The organism is Flavobacterium sp. UBA4854 (assembly GCF_002399805.1).
Taxonomy (GTDB): Bacteria; Bacteroidota; Bacteroidia; order Flavobacteriales; family Flavobacteriaceae; genus Flavobacterium; species Flavobacterium ginsengisoli.
This window is the reverse complement of sequence record NZ_DHEI01000143.1, coordinates 34852-53105: the sequence shown is the minus strand read 5'-3', so window position 1 is coordinate 53105 and position 18254 is coordinate 34852. Positions and strand designations below refer to the sequence as shown.

Genomic DNA, 18254 nt, shown 5'->3' with positions numbered 1-18254 from the left:
TGTTTTAAAGAAGTTTTAATTCCTTTAATTAATGATGAGCTGAAACCATTGTGTTCCATTTCATTTAAACCGACAATCGTACAGCCTTGAGGTGTCGTTACACGATCGATCAATTGTTCTGGATGCACTCGTTCTTCTAAAAGCATTTTTGCAGCTCCTTTTACCGTTTGTGCTGCAATTGCTAGAGCAGTGTTAGAATCAAAACCGATTTCGATTCCCGCTTGCATAGAGGCACGAATATAACGCAATGCATAAGCTGTTCCGCAAGCGCCTAAAACTGTTGCCGCGTCCATCAATTTTTCGTCGATCACAGGAGCTGTTCCTAAATCTTGGAATAAATCTACAATTGGAGTAGCATTTTCTTTATACTTTTCTGGAAAAGAAATACAAGTAGCCGATTCTCCAAATTGCGCCGCTATATTTGGCATAATGCGCACTACAGGATATTCGTAGTTTGTTTTGGTCTGAAAAACATCCAAAGACAATCCGCTTACTGCAGAAGCAATTGTTTTGTTTTTAATAACTGGCAAAATCTCAGCCAAAACAATATCAACCTGATACGGTTTTATGGTTAAAATTATAACATCAGCTTCCTGAATGTTGTGTTTATTATCGTTTGAAACCGTAATGCCATATTCTGATAAATATTGAATACTTGCAGTGTTTCTTCTAGTGACAGTAACTTGGTTGTTTTTCGAGAATTTAGCAATCCCCAAGGCAATAGAAACCCCAAGGTTTCCTCCTCCAATAATGTGTACTTTCATTTTGGTTTGGCTTTAATTTATTTCTGGTTGGTAAACAGCATTTTCCGCTTGCAAATTACGCAGATTTTAGAGATTTTAAATCACTGCAAACTGCTAATTTGTGGCAAAAATCTAGAATTCAAGAATCAGATCTAGCTATTTTTTTAGAAATAATATAGATTATTTTAAAGCAACTTTCCTTTTAAAAGCAAAGAAGCAATTGTAAAATAGATTACTAATCCGGTTACATCTACCAAAGTAGCTACAAAAGGTGCCGATGAAGTTGCGGGGTCTAGCCTAAGTTTCTTTAATAAAAACGGAATCATCGAGCCAGACAAAGTTCCCCATAAAACGATAAACACCAATGAAAGCGATACGGCAAGACCAATTGTAAGCCAATGTTCTCCATATTCATAAAGTCCAGTTTGCTGCCAAATAAATATTCTGATAAAACCAACAATTCCTAAAATGGCGCCCAATAAGAAACCCGAAGCGATTTCTTTTTTCATTACATACCACCAATCTTTTAGCGTTAACTCTTTTAGAGCCATTGCACGAATAATAAGAGTTGCAGCTTGTGATCCTGAATTTCCTCCACTCGATATAATAAGCGGAACAAATAATGCCAAAACAACAGCTTTTTCGATTTCTCCTTCAAAAAATCCCATTGCAGAAGCAGTGAACATTTCTCCAATAAAAAGAACAACAAGCCATGTCGCTCTTTTCTTAACCATCTCTACAAGTCGTGTTTGCACATATGGCAACTCTAAGGCTTCCAATCCCCCGAATTTCTGAATATCTTCGGTATCTCTTTTCTCGATGTCTTCTTTAATGACATCGATAATATCATCAATTGTAATGCGACCCACCAAGCGTCCTAATTCGTCAACAACCGGAATTGCCTCTAAATCATATTTCTCCATTAAACGAGCAACATCAACATCTGGCGTTTCAACATTTACATAATTTAATTTTCTAATGTAAATATCCGAGATTTGTGTTTTGGTCGAAGTAGTCAATAAATCTTTAAGTGATAATCTTCCTTTTAAGCGATTTTCATCATCAACTACATATATAGAATGTACTCTCGAAACATTTTCTGCCTGAATTCGCATTTCTTTGACACAGGTTAAAACATTCCAGTTTTCATTTACCTTCACTAATTCTTTATGCATTATACCTCCAGCGGTATCTTCATCGTATCGAAGTAAATCTACGATGCTTTTTGCATGCTCAACATCCTGAAGTTCTGAGATAACTTCAGCTTTACGATCTTTTGAAAGTTCACCAATAATATCTGCCGCATCATTGGTTTCAAGCTCATCAAGTTCTTCCGCAATTTCTTTTGGAGAAAGTCGGCTTAAGATTTTTTCACGTAAATCATCGTCTAATTCAAGTAGAATTTCGGCAGTTTTTTCACTGTCTAAAACTTTGAAAATATAAGTTGCATCATCAATTTCTACTTCATCAAGAATTTCGGCGAAATCTGCGTGGTGAATATCATTTAGCAAGATTTCAAGCTCCTTATTATTTTTTGCCTGAATAAGTTGAGCAATCTGTTTGATTAATTCTTTACTGATTTTGAACTCCATTGGCTTCTATTTTTTGAGTTAGTTCAATAAATTCATCTACGCTAAGCTGCTCCGGACGTTTATCAAAGATAGTGTCTTCTCGCAAATTGTCTGATAAATTTAATGTTTTCAAACTGTTACGTAATGTTTTTCGTCTCTGCTGAAAAGCCGTTTTTACAACTGTAAAAAATAACTTTTCGCTACAAGGAAGGTTATAATCTTCCTTTCGGGTCATTCTCATCACACCCGATTTCACCTTGGGCGGAGGAATAAAAACGTTTTCATCAACCGTAAACAGATACTCTGTATTATAGAAAGCCTGAGCTAAAACTGATAATATTCCGTAGGTTTTTGAGCCTTTCTTTTCGCAGATGCGCTCAGCTACTTCTTTCTGGAACATTCCAGAAAACTCTGGAATCTGATGTTTAAGATCTAAAGTTCTAAAAACAATCTGAGAAGAAATATTATAAGGAAAGTTACCTATTATGGCAAACTGTTTATTTTCGTAAACTTCATTTATGTTATACTTCAGGAAATCCTGAGAGATAATCTTATTTTTTAATTTCGGATAATTGGCATCCAAATACGCTACAGATTCGGTATCGATTTCAATAACGTGTGTATTAATTGGTTTTTCGAGCAAATACTTAGTAAGCACACCCATTCCTGGTCCTATTTCTAAAACCTCCTCATATCCTTTAAAAGTCAAAGTATCTGCAATAGCTTTTGCAATACTTTCGTCTTTAAGAAAGTGCTGTCCTAAATGTTTTTTGGCTTTTACTTTTTCCATTTCATTTCTTGTTTGCCACGAGGCTGCAAAAGTATTCTTTTTGTTGTAAAGGCACTAAGAAGCAAAGCTTTATTTTTGTTTTTTTTGCAAGAAAGTCTCAAAGACGGCAAGTTTTTATGCTTTTTTCTCAATTATAAACCAAAAACTGAGAGCCGAGACCGAGAATTAAAAATTTAATGCTCCGAAATAACCTCTAATTCTGTTCTAAAAGAAAGCATTTTGTCTGCAAATAGACTTAAAGCTTCTCTATGAAATTCTGGTTCATCTTCGATATAAAATTTCTCCAAAGTTTCCTTACTGTCTGTTATATACTGTACAGAATATGTAATTCCGCCCATTTCTTCTTCAACCAAAACTTTTACAATTCGTGCAGAAGAAAATTTTTCAGTTGCTAGAATTTCGGGTATGTGTTTTTCCTGCATCCATTTTAACCATTGGTCATGAACGCTTTCGTGTATGTTTGTGGTAACATTATAAATAATCATTTTTTTCTAATCTAAGGTTCTGAGATGCTAAGATTCTAAGGTTCTGAGTTTTTTTTCTCTTGATTCTTAAATCTTTTCAAATCATCATTTTACTAATTTTTCTTGTTTAATCGTTTATTCGGTTAATCGATTAACCGAATAAACGATTAAACCGAACTATAAATTCTTATCTCCTCTTAACTCGCGGTATTTTTTTCTGGCATCGACAAAATAAATACTGTCTTGATGGTTAAAAATTACCTTTTCATATAAAGGCTTTGCCTTTTCTGGATCTTTTAATTCATCGTTATAAATTTCAGCCGAGAAAAACAGCGCTTCATCTACATAAATTCCGTCGCTGTGATTGTCAATAATTTGCTGATATTGGCTTAAAGCCGAAGCAAAATCTTTCTGACTTTCATAAACTTTGCCTAAGCGCAATAAAGTTACCGCTTCAATTTCTTGTCCTTTATACGTTTTTAGAATATTTTGAAATTGCGCTATCGCTTCTTGCTTTTTATTCTGATAAATTAAAAAATCTCCTTTTGCAAATTGTTTCAGCGCCACTTGAGTCGAATCTGCTGCGGTATTATCGTTAATTAACAGAAAATATTCTAAAGCATCATTGGCGATCAATTGTGTGTTTGCGGCTTTTAATTCTTTAAACTGTTTGTTTGCCCATTCAAAATCGCCTTTGTAATAACTTGTTTTAGCCGCTTTCAAACTTGCCTCATGCGCCATTACATCATTCTTTAAATCCAATTGAATCTGCGAATAATAAATAAGCGCCTGATTGTATTTTTCTTCCAAAAGCAAAATATCCGCCAACTCCATTTTTGCATCGGCTTTTTGATATTCGTTTAAATTCAATTCCAAAGCCTTTTTCATTACAGCTTTCCCTTCTTCTGTTTTTTTCAAATTAAAAGCCAGAAAATGAGCTTGAATGATTTGCAAAGATAAGGTAAAAGGATTGATTTCGTAAGTCGCCAACAATTGCTGCAGTTCTTGGCTGATTGCTGGATAATCTTTTTCCTGTGCTTTATCGATCTTTATTTGCATTAAACTCGCATTACTTTGAATCAGCAAATCACGGTCTTTAGTATTTTGAAGAATGAAATTTAGAATTTCTTCTGCCGTATCATTATCTCCTTCATTCAATGCAAACTGACTTAAATTGACGATGCTCATCAACGATTCTGGTTCGCGTTTGTAAATGGCTTTTTCTTGAATGAATGCTTTTCCGAATTCTTTTTGCTGCACATAAAACCAGCTTAAGTAATGATTCCAGAAAACGTCCTGATCTTTCTGAGTTTTTAAGATTAATGCTTTTCGCATGGCATCTTTAAAAGCGGTATTATCGGTTTCTCCATTCATAAATCGAGAAAGTTGCGTCTGAATCAGATTAGTATTCTGCGGATTTGTGAAAGATTCTGTCAATAACAAATCAATCATCAAATCGGTTTTTCCTAACTGACCGTACAGCATTCCGATTTGGAAATTGAAATTAAAGTTGGGCTGAACTTGCATTGCAGTCTGATAGGCTTTTAAAGCATATTCTAGCAATACTTTTTTCTCAAATGAACTTGCAATTCCGTAAACATCATTCGGACTTGTTTTTATTTTCTCGATTGCCTGTTCGTAGTAATTTTTGGCTTTCGAATCGTTTTTCTGCAATTGAAAGTTGTATCCCATTTCAACTAAAAAAACACCTTGTTTGTATCGGTTAAAACGATCTTGAATTGCTTTTTCCGCGTTTGCAAATTGTTGCAATTGCTGATAACAATCGATCGTTCTTAAAAAGTACTGAGTATTAGACGGCGCAGCTCGCAAAAGCTCTTCATAACTAATTTTTGCTTTATCAAAATCTCCTTTGTCGTAATAGTATTGAGCCAACTGCTCGTTTTGTCCAAACGCAAAACCAGAACATAATAAAACGATACCCATCAATATGTTTTTCATACTGCTTTTTATTTAGTTTTCAGTCGCAGTTCTCAGCCAGCACTAGAACTATAAATTCTGACTTTTTAGTTTTTAGCTACTGTAAACTGTTACCGTACACTGAGACTTTTTTACTTTTCCAAAAAATCAAGCCCAAACCAATTAAAATAAATGGGATACTTAAAATTTGTCCCATATTAATCAGCATATTATTCTCGAAAGCTTCTTGATTTTCTTTGAAAAATTCAATTATAAAACGAGCTGTAAATAATAAAGTTAAGAAAGTTCCGAAGATTAATCCTTGCGCATTTCTGATTTTTTCTGATTTGTACATATAAAACAGAATTCCAAAAATCAATATATAAGCAAAAGCTTCATACAATTGTGTTGGATGTCTAGGGATTAAATCGTCTCTCTGAAAAACCACTCCCCAACTTCCGTCGGTAGGTTTTCCATAAATTTCAGAGTTCATAAAATTTCCCATTCTGATAAAAGCACCCGTTACAGGAACCGCAACAGACATTTTATCTAAAAGCCCTAAAAATTGAACTTTAAATTTTCGACAATATAAAATCATTGCCGTAATAACTCCGATCGAACCTCCATGACTTGCCAAACCTTGATAACCAACAAACTGATAAGCTCCTTTTATCTTTTGTATTGGTAAAAGAATTTCTATCGGATGCTTGAAGAAATAGTCTGGTTCGTAAAAGAAACAATGTCCAAGTCTTGCCCCTAAAACGGTTCCGACAATGACATAAATAAGTAAAGAATCGAGATTGTCTAAGGAAAGATTTTCTTTTTTATATATATTTCTGACGATATAAAACCCGAGAAGAAGTCCGCAGGCAAAAAGAGCTCCGTAATATTTTAACGGAAAACTATCCGTAATCCAGAAAATGACAGGATCTACGTTCCAATTTAATATTCCGTTTTTCATAAGTTGTAATTTTTAGTCACAGTTTTCAGTCACAGTCCACAGCCGAAACTGTAAACTGAGACTGAGACTGTAAACTAAATTAATTTATAATATCAAATCCGCAGTAAGGACGTAAAACCTCTGGAATTACGATTCCTTCTGGGGTTTGGTAATTTTCAATAATTCCAGCTAAAACACGTGGAAGCGCTAATGAACTTCCGTTAAGCGTATGAGCCAATTGGTTTTTTCCGTCTTTGTCTTTGAAACGTAATTTCAAGCGATTTGCCTGGAAAGTTTCAAAGTTAGAAACAGAACTGATCTCTAACCAACGATCTTGTGCTGTAGAAAATACTTCAAAATCATACGTCAACGCAGATGTGAATCCCATATCACCTCCGCAAAGGCGTAAAACTCTATAAGGTAATTTCAATTCTTGAAGAATCTCTTTTACATGTTCAACCATTCCATCAAGCGCAGCATAAGAATTATCTGGATGCTCTACACGAACAATTTCTACTTTATCAAATTGGTGCAAACGGTTTAATCCGCGAACGTGAGCTCCGTAAGAACCTGCTTCACGACGAAAACATGGTGTATACGCTGTGTGTAAAACAGGAAGATCACTTTCGTTTAAAATAACATCGCGGAATAAGTTGGTAACTGGAACCTCAGCTGTTGGAATCAAATATAGATCATCAATTGTAGAATGATACATTTGTCCTTCTTTGTCTGGCAATTGTCCTGTTCCAAATCCTGAAGCTTCGTTTACTAAATGAGGAACCTGAACTTCATTATATCCTGCAGCGGTATTTTTGTCTAAAAAGTAATTGATTAAAGCACGTTGCAAACGAGCACCTTTTCCTTTATAAACAGGAAATCCTGCACCAGTGATTTTTACACCCAATTCAAAATCGATAATATCGTATTTCTTTACCAATTCCCAGTGTGGTTGTGCTCCTTCGTGCAAAACGGGAATATCTCCTTCTTGAAAAACATTTAAGTTATCATCTGGAGTTTTTCCTTCAGGAACAATATCAGCCGGTAGATTTGGTAAAGTGTATAATTTATTCGTTAACTCAGCAGCCAAAGCTTCTGCTTTTTCGCTCAGTTCTTTGCTTTTTTCTTTTAGCGAAACTGTTTTTTCTTTTAAGATTGCTGCTTTAGCTTTCTCTCCAGCTTTCATCAATTCACCAATATCTTTGGACAATTTATTAGATTCTGATAAAGTATTGTCTAATTCCACTTGTGCAGCACGACGATTTTCGTCTAATTGAACCACTTCTTCAACAACGCTTTTAGCATCGATATTTCGTTTTGCTAAAGCCTTGATTACTTTCTCTTGATTTTCTCTAATAAATGCAATTTGTAACATAGCTTGATTTTTATAACTATTGTATTTTTATAACGGAAGCAAATTTAAGGAAATGTTTGTTAACAAAAGGACAAACTTTCTCAGGAAAACCTAAATCTCCTATAAATAGCAAAAGCACTCTAAAAGTGCTCTTGCTATTATTTGAATTTTATAAAGTTTTACTCCAAAAAACGATGTCTATCGTCTCTATGAAAAGCATAATCTCTGCCATTAAACTTAATTTTTTCAAGTTCTTTTTTGGTTTTCAGATCGCTTTTTTCTTCAATTCCGTTTTCCAAATCACTTTCGACAGCTTCTTCATAAGAAAAGTTTTTGGTGATTATCAAATCAAAATAACCGTTTGTTTTCTGATCAGAAAAACTCATTCCCGTTTCTAAAGTTTCTACCTGAAAGGTTCCGCCTCCGTTAGAATCACCGTTAGTCAATCGAATAGGATATTCGTATAAAACCTTTTTAATTTCATTGTCAGCCAAAGTAATCAACGTAAATTTTTGTTCAGAATACAGTACGATTCGGCTGCTTGCACTGGCTTCTGTATAAAAAGCAATAGCAGGAGTTTTTTCATTTAGAAAAACCAAATCTCTTAAAATGTGCGATTTAGAAAACTGAATGGCTTCATTATCATAATAACCTAAGTTCTCATCAAATTCTTCAGCAATTACACTTCCGTCTTCTCTATTTACAAATAAATATTTACGCTGAAAAAAATCTCCTAATTCTTCTTCATCCTCTGATCGAAGTGCTTTCTTCCTATGTTCAACTGTAGTCAAAACAAAAAATGTCGTTTTATCATCGTAGTTGATAGAACTTGTTTCCTTAATTCTAATGCTAGAATATTTGATTTGGAGATTGGAAGCGACTTTAGAAAGTAATTCCAGATTTAATTCTTCTGAATCTTCAATTTCATCAGGATTTTTAAAAATGAGTTTTTTTATCGGCTTCTTACCAAGACCAAGATGTGCTTGTGTTTCTGAAAGCAATTCCTGATACTGAACTTCGGCATCGTTTTTAACATTTTCCTTTTTCCCACAGGAAAACAAAAACATCAAAACGGTACTTAAAAGAATCGTTTTTTTCATAGGCTTTGGTTTGTTAGAAAATTTAGGGCATTCCAAATATATAATTTTCTTACAAACCAAAGCAAAAAAATAAAAACTTAATCTCTCTTAATTTCGTGTCCTACAAATTCTTCCAGTGTTTTAAACATTTCTTCTACCGAAAGTACTTCTGTATCAGGGTGCGATTTTAAGAAAGCAGCATTCAACTCTGCCACGTTTTCATCCAATTCAAAATAAGCATTATTGTTTAGCAAATCCTTGAAAGCATTTGGTGTGTCGTATTTTTCTTTTAGAAATTTTCCTAATTTAATATTGCTTTGCAAACGCAGTTTACGGCATTGCTCTTTAAACAATTCCAAATGTTTTTCTGCGCCTATTAAAGCTAAGCCTTCTTCAATTAACTCGTTCAATTCTTTATTCCATCCTGAATCATAAACGAATTTCGAAAAATTACCTTCTGCATATTTTGAGGCGTAAAAATCGAGATAGTAACTCATTAAAGCATCTTCATGAATCAAGTCATCGTCTATTTTTTCTTCTCTCATTAAATTGATTACCGAAATATTTGAATTAACAACGTCTTGCGGGTTTTCGCTTTTTGAAGCAGTTTCTGAAATTATGATTTTACCGAATTCCATTTGAGTTTTTATTTAAAAATTTGTTTTGCAAAGTTGCGAGAAATAATTAAGATGACTGTAAAACTAATTGAAAATTGAAAAAATAAAAAGAGAGAAAAATTACTTATTTCAAGCATTAACAAAACTGAAGACAATAGTTATCTTGCTATTTTTTACTCAATGACAACAGAAAATGTATTAATTCTTTTAAATAGAAAAACTGTATTTTAGCACTATCTGAAACTCTTTCCATCAATTAAAAACTTCCAAATAAATAGACCTCAAAAATGTATCATTTAGACTACTCTATAGATTTAAAATGAAAAATAAAATTCGCTCTCTTATGAATTCTTTTGGAAATAACGACTGTAATAATTTTGAAAAGACATTTAATTATCTGGAAGAAGTTGGAAAAATACTGCCTCACTCCAAAATTTGTTTTGATCTTTTAAAAAAGTTGAATTTTCAAACTACAAATTCAGAATTAGACTCTTTGATATTAGCCTTACACAAAATACGATTTGCCTCTAATACCAATAATTACTTTTACTTCTATTTTCCTTTAGTCAGTCATATTTTGTATTACAAACCTATGTCCGAAAAAGAAATTTTAAAATATTTAATAGATCCAAACTTTGCAAACGGCATATGTAAAGTCGAAGAAATGATAAAGGTGATTAATGGCGCTATGAATTACAAGCTAGACGAAAATAAAAACTACCTCAGCAAAGAAAGCCAAGATTGGATTACCAACGAATTACCAAAATTGGAAAAAGAAGTACAACGCGAAATAGATATTTGCTGGAAAGAACTTGAAGACTAAAATTTATGGCAATAAACTACAATTTAGAAATAGAATTCCTTAAAAAGGTAGAAGACAACAATAACAGAACAGCCTTAACTGTAAATCAAATTGAAGATCTTCTTTCAGAATTCCCAAAACTACCCGAAGATTATATTGCTTATTTACAAGAAGTTGGTTCGGGAAGTTTTAGAAACTGTCAATTTAATATTGCCTCTTCATTATTTAATTTAGAAGACTTAGGCTTGGAGAATCACTATGAATTGAAATCAAACATTTGGTTTTTTGGAGATAATTTTTCTGGCGATTTTTCTGGTTTTGACTTTGATCGGAATGATGGTAAAATCGTTGAATTTTGGCACGAAAGCGGAGAACTTTATTACACTAATAAGTCGTTTCAAACTTATATAAGAGAACAAATGTTAATGGATGAGAATGGTATTAAATAAAATTAAACCTTTTGCATTATTTTTATTTGTTATTGAGCACAATCTTTAATCAAAATTAGCGTTATCTTTATCTAATATAAAGATGCTAATAAATTAAACACCTTTAACGCAACTATTTGGAGACAAATGCATCTGATTATATAGATAAAACTTTATATAAAAGTTTTTGCAACCAAAACCAAAATCATGAAACAGATCATCTTAATTCTTAGCATTCTGCTTGTTTTAACAAGTTGTGAAAATGATGATTTACCAAACTCTGATGTACAATATTCGTTAGTTGCCAAAGGAGATTCTTTTCCTAATGATAAAAGTCTTGCTCCGCGACATTTAATAATTAAAGATCAAAAAAGTTGGGATAAATTAATTACAGAAATGAATGTTTCTAGTGATTTATCAAAAGATTTTAAAGAAATAAACATCGATTTCAGTAAATATCAAGTCATTGCTGTTATAGACAAAACCCAAAACAGTGGCGGACATTCTATAGATATTGTCGAAATTACCGAAAACCGAAATACCATTATCGTCAAAGTAGAAAAACTAAAAAATGGCAATAGCACTTTAAAGCTATCAAGACCGTACGATATCATTAAAACAGACAAAACAGACAAAAAGGTTATTTTTGAGCAATAATCCTTAGTTTTCTACAACTTTTAACGATTAAAATGGATACTCCAAAAATAAAAGAAAATCAATTTGCTGTTGGACAAGCAGAGTACAGTACAGGAATAATATTAAAGAAAAACAATCAATATTATAACTCAGAAGAAGACATTCTAGAAGTTTACTCAATATTTGAAAATTTAGATCTTGCTAAAAAATTTACTGAACAAGGCATTTCTAAAAATCCAAACATAGAATATTTTATACACAATCATAAAGCCGAAACTGTATATATTGTCGACCAAAAAGGCGAAAGAAAAATAAGTACTTTTTGAAATTCAAATTATAAACCTTTATTCTCCACCAGTAAATTTTTCAACTCATTGGTTTTCAAAAAAGCCGCAAAACGCCCAGACAGTAATAGCATTTCTTTTTCTTCTGGGGTTATTTTTAATTTGGTTTCAACATGCGAAGCATACTCATAAAGCATTAAAAGTTCGCTTGCATCAAAATCTTTAAACTTTTCTCTATCCAAACTAGACAGTTGGGGTTCACCAAATTTATCTTTTTTAAAACTGTCCATACCAAACTTTGCAATCAATTTGGCTCGAAAATCATCGTGAAGTTTCAGCCAACTTGCAGCTTCATCATCAGTATCTTTTAATTGTGTTACTAACTCTTCGTAAGCCTGATCTTTTTTCAAGGTTATTAAATAATCACGTAAAGTCGTAAAACCAATTACTTGATAATTTGAAGTCGGGATTTTGTATTTATCCAGCACATTTTCGACATCTTTTTCAAAAGTCATATATCTAGTTTGAACCGTATACAAAGAAGCAGTCTCTAACAAAGAAAGCAGCCTAATCTTTTCATCATTTATAAAAGGCGCTTTTTTTCCTTGCCCTAAACAATCAATAAAAAGCGCTTTTTTATTCTTGTCTTTCACTTTAGAATCGTTGTGAAGCAGTTCTATTAAGGTTTCATATCCCATATTATCAGACGCACCACCATCAATAACGCATAAAATTTTATCTTGATTTTTGATTCCGAATTTGGTCTTAGGAAGAACTCCAGGAAAAGCAGAACTTGCCGTAATTGCATAAGTCAGCGGAAAGTCGTAACCGTTATTGATATGATTTTCGTCAAGCGAAAGTGAAGCTTTATTAGGAGCCAAAGACGCATCAATTTTTAAAGCACGAATAATGTGTGGCATGAATGGAAATCGTTCTCCGTTATTATAAGCCGTTCCATTTGCCACCATAATAGGCAATTGCGGATTAAGTTTGCTGTCTTTTGGAATAAAGAAATCAGACAATAACATTTGAGTCTTAAACTTATTCTGATTTTCTGGGTTAGCGCTATCATATTGCAAAACTTCCAGATCGAGCCGTTGTGCCATCGAAATTTTTTCTCCTTTTTCGTTTCTGCTGTTATTTAAAAGAGAAAAAATAGTGGCCGATTTATTGACATCTGATTTGAAAGCATCGGCTTTAGAAAAATAAAACTCATTAAAACTACAATTATCGTATTGCAATTTGTTTTTCAGAATGGTCAAATAATAACCTGCCGAATAACAGCCTCCAGAAACAGTCGAAAAATAATCTATTTCATTTAGAAAATTACGGCTCGAGTTATCTTCTTGAATTTCTTCCAAACCTAAAAGAACACCCATGCTAAAAAACTGCGCTCTAGATCCTCCGCCAGAAATAGCAACTCCCAAAGCAATATTAGGGTTTTGGAGTCGGCTGTCTCGATCCTGAACCGATTTGTATTCACTCAAATTGACCGCAGGAATTGAGTTATAGTTAATCTCAGAAAATAGATTAATCTTATTTTGAGCAACTCCCTCATTGACTAGAAAAAGAAAAAAGAATCCTATCGAAAGTCTCTTAACCATCATAAAAATAACAACATTATTTTTTAAAGTTTAAAATTACTTGAATTAATTCAAACTAAAATGCTTGTTCATTGATTTTTAACTTTTTCTGATTTTATTTTCTGAATTAGAAACAAATTTTTAATTAAACAGTAATCTTAAAATAACCTTGAAAAATAAAACGTGTTTATGAAATACAAGAATAAAGCGTAATTTTATTCCTTTAAGAGAGGGTTAAGCTTAAAAACAAGAAAATATGGGGGAAAGAAAAGCATTAGAATATTACGTTTTAGACGTATTCTCAAACGAAAGTTACAAAGGAAATCCGCTTTCGGTTGTTTTTACAGATGGAAATTTAAAATTAGAAACCTATCAGGATATTTCTAAAGAATTTGGCTACTCTGAAACTTCTTTTGTTTATTATTCTGTAAGAGAAAAAGCGCTTGTCGTTCGTTCATTTACTCCAACCGGAATCGAAATCGACGGTGCAGGCCATAATTTATTAGGTGCAGTTTGTGGTGCTCTATTAAAAGGAATTCCAATTTTTGATGAGCAAAACGAAAGTGAACCTTTTGTAATTATGAATCATTCGGCAATTCCGGTAACGGTAAGTTTTGATTTGGATACTTTTTTTCCGGTTGTTAAAATGCACCAGAAATCGGCTGTGATCAAACAGGAAATTCCAACGTATAGAATTGCGGTGGCACTAGGTTTAAAAATTGAGGATTTGGATGTAAATTCTTTTGTTCCAACAATAGTTAAAACAGAAGTTGCCCATACGATGGTTCCTATAAAGAATAGTCAAATATTAAACAGCTTTGTTCCAGACAATCAGCTCTTAATCCAGATCTCTAAAGAATATAATTTTGAAGGTTTTTATTGTTTCGCTCCAGCAGATGAAGGTCTGGATCATATCGTTGAAACAAGATTCTTTAATCCGATAATCGGAATAAATGAAGACCCTGCAACAGGAACGGCTGCGGGGCCTTTAATTGGATTTTTAACAGAAAAGAAATTCACTAAATCTGATAAAGAATATAAAATTCTTCAAGGAGTTAAATTAAAGCAGCCCTCAATGATTGAAGTCATGAATCGTGACGAAGATATTCTGGTTGGTGGTTCTTCGATTATTACTATGAAAGGCGAACTTTATATTTAATGCCGAAATATTCATGAAAAAAATTATTCTATTGATCTTTCTGGCTCTGATATCTTGCAAGGATACAAAATACCAACCTCTAACTTCGAAAGAAGCAGATGTTGAAAGTTTGCTAAAAAAGATCAATCCTAATAAAGAATATGCTTATTGGGAAATTAACTTTTCTATGCCACTTACTCCTAAAGTGATATTTTACAAGGGAGATAAAAAGCTAAAACAAAAAAACAATTACCAACCCATCCAAAGTGGTTTTTTCACGGGTTGTCAACCTATGAGTTGTAGTTACACTATAATTTATTTCGATAATAATAAATGGAACTATGTTTTAAAAAAAGAAGAATTAATCACTTATATAAATAAAATTGATAACCCAGAAGAAGCTTTTCTAATTGCTAAAATTCAAGATTTTGATATTGACCCATATAATCCAAAAGGAAATGGTTATCTCAAAACAAAAAATGGTTATGATTTAAAAGTCATGAAATATATTAGCTGTCCTGAATCTAAAGAATCTTTTCTAGTTTCTATTGATTCGTTGGGGCAACTGAAAAGCATAAAAAGTCAAGGTTTTTATTTAAAAACTAAAAACTGCATCGTTTATTAAATCAAACAAAAAACCGCATCTGGCAGAATGCGGTTTCAAATATTTAAAACTATAGAACTTCTTAGTTCGTTTTCATTGGCGGTAAATCGAAAGCCTTTGAATCGTGTTCGAAGTTGTTTCTGTGTGCTCCATCGCAAAATGGCTTGTTTGAAGAATGTCCGCAACGGCAAAGTCCAAGCGCTTGTCTTCCTTGTAAACCGTAAAGTGCTCCTTCTGGATCCATGATTTCAAAATCTCCTTCAATTTTGATAGAACCATTTTTATTGATGATTAATTTAGTCTTGCTCATAAATTTGTTTTTTTCCGCTGCAAAGATTGCGAAATATATTCTCATTTATAAGCTCGAAACGTAGTTTAAACTGGTTCTATTTTATGTGGGTTTTGCCACGAAGACGCGAAGGCACAAAGTTTTATTGTTTCACGCTCCCGATAGCTATCGGGATTAAAAGATTTAAGCACATTAGCACAGATGACTAACTTAAAAAACTTAGATTCTTAATAAAAAATCTTTGCGCCTTAACGTCTTTGTGGCAGAAAAAAAACTAAAGCGCCTTATAAACAAAATTCTTAAACTTCACACTTCCTTTTCCAATAGAGCAAAGACCAATCCTTAATCCCAAAAATCCACTCAAAACATTATGATTGTATCCTGAAACTTCTACAGAGTTTTCGATTTTTTTCCAGTCTTTTCCATCAATACTGTAAAACATATCTACAGTGTTTTTAATGTTTTTCAGTTTAAGAAAGACTTTTCGCGTATGCGTATTTTTCTCCGTTGGAAACTGCCATCCTCTTAAATTTGCCAAAATGTTATTTTGATCGGCTAAAATCCCTGAGTAATATTTATTATCGTAAAAAAGCACCAATCCGCCAGTTGCGTCGCCTTCAATTTCCATTTCAACTTCTGCAGAATAAGAATGTCCTCCTGGTACAACTACTAGCGGAGAACTGTTTCCTACTCCATCGCCTTTTCCTTCAATTGTCAATGTATTATTAGCCACTTTAAATCTTGAGTTTTCCACTTCATTATAAAACTTCCATTGTGGCTTTAAGGCCGAACCTCCAAAATTATCGCTCAAAGAAAACTCAGGAAGCGTCTTTCCCTCAGGTTTTGCAATCGGTTTATCAGTTTGAATGTTATCAGAAATTTTATACCAACCGTCTTTTGTCCATTCCACAGGTTGTAACAAAGTTTGACGGCCTAAATTATAATAGTCTTTTTCATAACCATGAAAAATCATCCACCATTTTCCGTTTGCATCTTCAAAAACAGTGCTGTGTCCTTTTGACCACCAAGTTTCAGAACTGTTGTTCGTACGCACAATCGGATTATGTGGTGAGTTTTCCCAAGGTCCCAAAGGTGATTTTGATCTTGCAGAAATAACCATATGACTTGTCGCTGGTCCAGCAGTTCCACCTTCGGCAACGGTCAAATAATAGTATTCTCCACGCTTGAATAATTTTGGTCCTTCCATACAAAAACATTCAATACTCCATTCGCGCGGAATTTTCCAACCGTCATAAACATGTTTTAATTCGCTGGTTACCGAAAGTCCGTCTTTTGATAAAGCCACATAACCGCCGTTACTGAAATATAAAAAGCGGTTTCCTTTATCATCTGTTACGTGTCCAGGATCTATGTTGCCAATTTTCAAATCTACTGGTGCGCTCCAAGGTCCGTTTATAGAATCTGCAGTAACTACAAAATTGGTATTATTGGCAGGAAAATAGATGTAATATTTATTGTTGTATTTGATTAAATCTGGCGCCCAAACGGCTCCAACATATTTATGAAGTGCATTGGTTACAGTTTCCCAATTCATTAAATCGGTTGAGTGCCAAATTAAAAGCCCAGGATAATAATCAAAAGAAGAATGAACGACATAATAATCTTTTCCGTCGCGCAACAAACTAGGATCTGGATAATCGCCCGCAAAAATCGGGTTTGAATATTGTCCTTGCTTTAAATTCTTTTCTGATTGTGATTGAGAATAACCGTAATATGTAAACAATACTAAAATGGTTAGATATATTTTATTCATGTTTTTGATATTTTTTTTCAAATATAGTCAAAAAGACCATAAGTAAAATATACCACAGATTAAAAGGATTAAAAATGATTTTTTGAATTGCGGCCAGCTTTAGCTGGATGTCATAATAGTGATTCAATAAAATGGCTTTAGCCAAAAATGAGCGTGTTTGGCTAAAGCCTCACAACTTTACATTATTAATCTCCAGCTAAAGCTGGAGGCAATTCATATTTAAAAATCTTTTAATCCTTTTAATCTAGGCAATAAAAAAACTTTGTGCCTTAGTACCTTCGTGGCAAAAATCTTAACGAATCTCTAGGAAAAACTCAGCGAATCTCCACGTAATATTAAAATCTCAATTCTATTGCTTATTTTTGCACTCAATAAAATTGAATTATGATACAAGATCCAAAGAGATATACGATCACGGCGGCATTGCCTTACACCAACGGGCCTATTCATATTGGGCATTTGGCTGGGGTTTACGTGCCTGCAGATATATATTCCAGATATTTAAGATTGCAAGGAAAAGATGTAGCATTTATTTGCGGAAGCGATGAACACGGGGTTGCAATCTCTATGAAAGCTAAAAAAGAAGGAGTTACACCACAGCAAGTTATTGATAAATATGATGGAATTATCCGCAAATCTTTTGAAGATTTCGGAATTTCATTCAATAATTACTCAAGAACTTCGGCGAAAATTCACCATGATACGGCTTCGGAATTCTTTAGAACATTGTATGATAAAGGAGATTTTATCGAAGAAGTGACAGAACAATTGTACGATGCAAAAGCAAATCAGTTTTTAGCAGATCGTTTTGTTGTCGGTACTTGTCCGAAATGTGATAATCCAGAAGCTTACGGAGATCAGTGCGAAAAATGCGGATCGACTTTGAACGCGACTGATTTGATCAATCCAAAATCGACTATTACTGGAGAAACTCCAATTCTTAAAGAAACAAAACACTGGTTTTTACCTTTAGACAGATATACTGATTTTTTAACTGAGTGGATTTTAGTTGGGCATAAAAGCGACTGGAAAACCAACGTTTATGGACAAGTAAAATCTTGGATCGACGCAGGATTGGAACCTCGTGCCGTAACGCGTGACTTAGATTGGGGAATTGATGTTCCTGTTGAAGGTGCCGAAGGCAAAAAACTTTATGTTTGGTTTGATGCACCCATCGGTTACATTTCTTCTACAAAAGAATGGGCAGCGCGCGAAGGAAAAGATTGGGAACCGTATTGGAAAGA

The 18254-nt window shown here is 33.4% G+C and carries 19 protein-coding genes; 7 read left to right on the top strand and 12 right to left on the bottom strand.

The features are described 5' to 3' along the window. The 9 genes from proC to B3J44_RS20850 form a co-directional block, all read right to left on the bottom strand. Positions 1–764: pyrroline-5-carboxylate reductase (proC, locus tag B3J44_RS20890; RefSeq protein WP_286971212.1), on the bottom strand; the 764-nt coding region annotated here is incomplete at its 3' end. A gap of 164 nt (positions 765–928) precedes the next feature. After that, the gene (gene mgtE / locus B3J44_RS20885) at positions 929–2335 is read right to left on the bottom strand and encodes a magnesium transporter (protein ID WP_198855210.1); all 1407 of its coding nucleotides are present in this window, start codon (positions 2333–2335) and stop codon (positions 929–931) included. Beyond that, on the bottom strand, positions 2316–3104 hold the full coding sequence (rsmA, locus tag B3J44_RS20880) for a 16S rRNA (adenine(1518)-N(6)/adenine(1519)-N(6))-dimethyltransferase RsmA (RefSeq protein WP_198855209.1): 789 nt from the start codon (positions 3102–3104) through the stop codon (positions 2316–2318). Before rsmA ends, mgtE begins: the two co-directional genes overlap by 20 nt. Positions 3105–3277: 173 nt before the next feature. Then, entirely contained in the window at positions 3278–3589 is a 312-nt protein-coding gene (locus tag B3J44_RS20875; protein ID WP_198855208.1) for a DUF4286 family protein, read from the bottom strand. 156 nt (positions 3590–3745) lie between these two features. Then, positions 3746–5527, bottom strand: coding sequence for a tetratricopeptide repeat protein (locus B3J44_RS20870; RefSeq protein ID WP_198855207.1), 1782 nt, complete (start codon positions 5525–5527; stop codon positions 3746–3748). A 76-nt stretch (positions 5528–5603) separates the two neighbouring features. After that, positions 5604–6446, bottom strand: coding sequence for a prolipoprotein diacylglyceryl transferase (gene lgt, locus B3J44_RS20865; RefSeq protein WP_198855206.1), 843 nt, complete (start codon positions 6444–6446; stop codon positions 5604–5606). Between the two features lie 79 nt (positions 6447–6525). Continuing rightward, entirely contained in the window at positions 6526–7797 is a 1272-nt protein-coding gene (gene serS / locus B3J44_RS20860) for a serine--tRNA ligase (protein WP_286971211.1), read from the bottom strand. A 158-nt stretch (positions 7798–7955) separates the two neighbouring features. Beyond that, positions 7956–8876 carry a hypothetical protein gene (locus B3J44_RS20855; RefSeq protein ID WP_286971210.1) on the bottom strand — a complete coding sequence of 307 codons (921 nt, stop codon included), beginning with the start codon at positions 8874–8876 and terminating at the stop codon, positions 7956–7958. 77 nt (positions 8877–8953) lie between these two features. Further along, a complete protein-coding gene (locus B3J44_RS20850) occupies positions 8954–9493 on the bottom strand; it encodes a DMP19 family protein (protein ID WP_286971209.1) in 540 nt (179 codons plus the stop codon). Between the two features lie 298 nt (positions 9494–9791). On the opposite strand from B3J44_RS20850, the gene B3J44_RS20845 reads away from it, so the two are divergent. From B3J44_RS20845 to B3J44_RS20830, 4 genes are all read left to right on the top strand, one after another. Beyond that, on the top strand, positions 9792–10295 hold the full coding sequence (locus B3J44_RS20845; RefSeq protein ID WP_286971208.1) for a hypothetical protein: 504 nt from the start codon (positions 9792–9794) through the stop codon (positions 10293–10295). Between the two features lie 5 nt (positions 10296–10300). Beyond that, positions 10301–10723 carry an SMI1/KNR4 family protein gene (locus tag B3J44_RS20840; protein ID WP_286971207.1) on the top strand — a complete coding sequence of 141 codons (423 nt, stop codon included), beginning with the start codon at positions 10301–10303 and terminating at the stop codon, positions 10721–10723. Between the two features lie 186 nt (positions 10724–10909). Continuing rightward, positions 10910–11359, top strand: a complete 450-nt coding sequence (locus tag B3J44_RS20835; RefSeq protein ID WP_198855201.1) for a protease complex subunit PrcB family protein — start codon at positions 10910–10912, stop codon at positions 11357–11359. A 32-nt stretch (positions 11360–11391) separates the two neighbouring features. Further along, positions 11392–11664, top strand: coding sequence for a hypothetical protein (locus B3J44_RS20830; protein WP_286971206.1), 273 nt, complete (start codon positions 11392–11394; stop codon positions 11662–11664). 8 nt (positions 11665–11672) lie between these two features. Here B3J44_RS20830 and B3J44_RS20825 read toward each other — a convergent pair whose 3' ends face one another. Further along, on the bottom strand, positions 11673–13229 hold the full coding sequence (locus B3J44_RS20825) for a patatin-like phospholipase family protein (protein ID WP_286971205.1): 1557 nt from the start codon (positions 13227–13229) through the stop codon (positions 11673–11675). 232 nt (positions 13230–13461) lie between these two features. Here B3J44_RS20825 and B3J44_RS20820 point away from each other — a divergent pair, with 232 nt between their 5' ends. Then, a complete protein-coding gene (locus B3J44_RS20820; protein ID WP_286971204.1) occupies positions 13462–14364 on the top strand; it encodes a PhzF family phenazine biosynthesis protein in 903 nt (300 codons plus the stop codon). Between the two features lie 13 nt (positions 14365–14377). Then, on the top strand, positions 14378–14968 hold the full coding sequence (locus B3J44_RS20815; RefSeq protein ID WP_286971203.1) for a hypothetical protein: 591 nt from the start codon (positions 14378–14380) through the stop codon (positions 14966–14968). A 61-nt stretch (positions 14969–15029) separates the two neighbouring features. Here B3J44_RS20815 and B3J44_RS20810 read toward each other — a convergent pair whose 3' ends face one another. Both B3J44_RS20810 and B3J44_RS20805 read right to left on the bottom strand, forming a co-directional pair. Beyond that, positions 15030–15257, bottom strand: coding sequence for a CDGSH iron-sulfur domain-containing protein (locus tag B3J44_RS20810; protein ID WP_198855197.1), 228 nt, complete (start codon positions 15255–15257; stop codon positions 15030–15032). A gap of 253 nt (positions 15258–15510) precedes the next feature. Continuing rightward, on the bottom strand, positions 15511–17010 hold the full coding sequence (locus B3J44_RS20805; protein WP_286971202.1) for a family 43 glycosylhydrolase: 1500 nt from the start codon (positions 17008–17010) through the stop codon (positions 15511–15513). Between the two features lie 384 nt (positions 17011–17394). Between B3J44_RS20805 and B3J44_RS20800 the strand changes: the two genes are divergently transcribed. After that, positions 17395–18254: class I tRNA ligase family protein (locus B3J44_RS20800; protein ID WP_286971201.1), on the top strand; the 860-nt coding region annotated here is incomplete at its 3' end.